We start from the raw sequence: 2960 nt of genomic DNA, 5'->3' as shown, positions 1-2960 counted from the left end.
GCACCCCCCACACCCCAAAAGCGATCACACTCCCAAACCCCAAAAAGCGATCGCTCATCCCCACATATCCAAACAGAGATCGCACTCCCAACAGCCCAAAAGCGATCGCACTCCCACACCCCAAACAGCGATCGCATCCCACATTCCCAAAAGCGATCGCACCCCCAACATCCCTAAAAGCGATCGCTCTCCTTCCACATCCTAAAAACTAAGTTGGGTCATTAGTCTGTTTATTATTCGCATTATCACAATCAATGGACTTAGAGGAAGCACTATTAATAATTTTCAATTCATCTTTGTTCTCTTGATTTTTTAAAGACTGAAGATTAGCTTGTCTTGAATTAAGGGATCTAGCTTCGTTGTATTGATTGATCAGATCAGTAAGATCATTACTTATTTTCAATAAAAAGCAACACATAGTTTTGAACTCATCAGTATCAAGTTTCTTATTTTCTAAACCTCCTTGGTTTAAGATGTGTAAATCTAAATCTCGTTGAAATTGGGAAAACTTACTATTAAATTTAGCAGAAGTATCATAACTTTCAGCCGGTTTAACAGTATTGTTTATCACCCCTAGTAATATAGTTAATATTCCCAGGATAAATATTATCTTTCCTACTAAAATGTCAGATTCTTTTTTCTCTAAAATCTCACTTGATTCTGTTTTTTGAGGATCTTTACATAGTATCTGAGATTTTCGTAAAAATAAAGAAATTTGATCCCTTGAAGTTGTTATACTACCTAAAATTACTAGAGATATCGGAACTGAATATTGCAGAATAAAAAAACTAATTACAAGAAAACCTGAAAAAGAAATCTGAAATTGACATTCTTTTTTAATTTTATAATATGACCGTATAAGATCAGGTTCTTCTTTTTTGAATGCACTTAGGCAATTATTTCCCATTATTGAATTTCTGAAAACACTATTTAATTTCTTTATAATACACCAATATAGTCAATGAAGTCAATACCAGTAAACCATAAAATTTTACCTAAAAACCAATTGAACTAAGCTAATTTCCGTGGACAGAAATTCTTTTAGCCACATTTTGATTGTAACAAATAGTTTGGTGTTTTATTTGTTACAATCAAAATGTCACTTTTCTAAAGGTAAGTAGAAAATAAAGATTACAATTTCTTATCGTCTGGTGTTTCCTTTACATCTTGATGGTCTCTATTTTCTATTAAACCATCGAGAAAAGAAATGACTTCTTGATATTCGTTACTGTCGCGTTGAGTTGAGAATAAAGGCATATGCATTGGTGTTAAGCCCATTAAACCCTCTGCTGGCTTTACAGTGATAAACGTTCTCTTCTCTGGAGCAGATTTGTATAATTTCTCCCCTAACTTATAGGGAACAACAGGGTCTTTACGTGAATGGATAAAAAGCTTTGGCATTTTAAGTTTGTATATCTCTTCTTCTGGATTATACTTCTTTGTTATTAAGAACTTAGGAAGTACCTTCAGAAAAGAAGGAACTTTTAAACTAGCGATTTCTTGAAAACTATTAAAGGTGCTATCAAGTACCATTCCTAATATGTCTTGATCAAGTTTTTTTGCAGTTGCTAAAATCGAAAAAGCACCCCCCAAGCTTTGCCCAAAAATAATAAATTTTTTGTTACGCACCTTTGGATCTGTGCGTGCAAAGTCTATAATCTTGCAACAATCTTCTAATACTCCTTCAAAGCTTGGCTTACCAGTAGATTTACCGTAACCTCGGTAATCAAAACATAATAAATCAAAGCCATTTTCTGGAATCCAATCAACAAAACTCCAGTGATTTGTCATGTTGGCAGCGTTGCCATGAAAGTAAATTATTGTAGCTTTTGGCTTATCATTTTTAGAACGTACTAACCAAGCATTTAGAGTAATTTCATCTTTAACTGAAATCTCCAAGTTTTCAAAATCAAATCCTGAAGTTTCAGGACTTCCACCATAATCGCATTGATCAGGATAAAAAAAAAGACTCAACGTTAAAAGGCTCAGATTTAAAACTAGTCATGATATCTGTACCAACTCACTACATGATAAATATCTACAAATACAAGGCTTTAGAAAGTATAACACTTTTACAGAGTTATTGTCAAAATTCAATTCATTTTCAGTATCTGTCCTAATTTTCTAAATATTGCTCTGAAACCCAATAAACAGAAAAATCAGCAAGATTTTGATTCTTAATTGCAAATACAATCCGACAATTAATCTCTAAAATTCTTAAATTTAAAAGTTTTTAGAGATTATGTTATGTTTTAAACTTGTATTACATAAGGTGTTCCAAACCATAAATAACTCAAAACCAAAGATTGCTTTATTGCGATCTGCTCCATTCGGAATGACAATTGGGCATTTTTTTACTTAGAACACTCATAAATATACAAGTTTAAAATCACCGAGGACCTAATTTGATCTGCTTGCTCGCCCCATATCGCCCAATATAACCGCAATTTTACCGGGTAGTCTATTTGTGCTTATGTTTGTCATCACCCATTCAGCCATAACTTCACAATTCAATCCCTCAGTTCCACCAGCATGGTATAGAATAGGATCTTTTGAATCCTTAAAATATTTTATGGAACTGTTCCAGCGTTTCTCAATTTCATTTTCTGCGGTTGAAGGATTTTGAGGTTTTATAACTTTATATCTACCACTATTTTCATTAAAACATCTTACATCTATTTCTTGGATTGTTGCGTGTTTACCATCAAGTGTAACAAGTTCTAAAACTTTCCCTCTGTCATTATCCAAAACACCTACGTGTACACCAATTTTAGATGTCAAAAAGCCAAACCGTGGAGGACGCGCGTTTATCATTTGAAATCACCTGAGTTCGATGTAAATAAAAAGTCTAAAAGTACGTAACAGTAACAGTTCTGTCAATAAGTATTGGTTATTGAGAATTAAAGCCCACACCAAAAATTTCTCAAAAAATTAATTTTTTGAAATGTATTTACTATTAG

At 33.1% G+C, this 2960-nt stretch carries 4 protein-coding genes; 1 reads left to right on the top strand and 3 read right to left on the bottom strand.

The window, feature by feature from the left end; all coding sequences use genetic code 11:
- A partial coding sequence (locus PN450_RS08565; protein ID WP_271836013.1) for a hypothetical protein occupies positions 1-205 on the top strand: 205 nt, incomplete at its 5' end.
- A gap of 3 nt (positions 206-208) precedes the next feature.
- On the opposite strand, the gene PN450_RS08560 is transcribed toward PN450_RS08565, so the two are convergent.
- The 3 genes from PN450_RS08560 to PN450_RS08550 form a co-directional block, all read right to left on the bottom strand.
- On the bottom strand, positions 209-907 hold the full coding sequence (locus PN450_RS08560) for a hypothetical protein (protein WP_271836012.1): 699 nt from the start codon (positions 905-907) through the stop codon (positions 209-211).
- A 224-nt stretch (positions 908-1131) separates the two neighbouring features.
- Positions 1132-1974 carry an alpha/beta hydrolase gene (locus tag PN450_RS08555; RefSeq protein WP_271836011.1) on the bottom strand — a complete coding sequence of 281 codons (843 nt, stop codon included), beginning with the start codon at positions 1972-1974 and terminating at the stop codon, positions 1132-1134.
- Between the two features lie 426 nt (positions 1975-2400).
- Positions 2401-2814, bottom strand: a complete 414-nt coding sequence (locus PN450_RS08550) for a hypothetical protein (RefSeq protein ID WP_271836010.1) — start codon at positions 2812-2814, stop codon at positions 2401-2403.
- Between the last annotated feature and the right edge of the window lie 146 nt (positions 2815-2960).

The organism is Dolichospermum lemmermannii CS-548 (genome assembly GCF_028330815.1).
Lineage (GTDB): Bacteria > Cyanobacteriota > Cyanobacteriia > Cyanobacteriales > Nostocaceae > Dolichospermum > Dolichospermum lemmermannii.
Note: the sequence above shows the minus strand (reverse complement) of the source record. Positions and strands in the feature narration are given on the sequence as shown.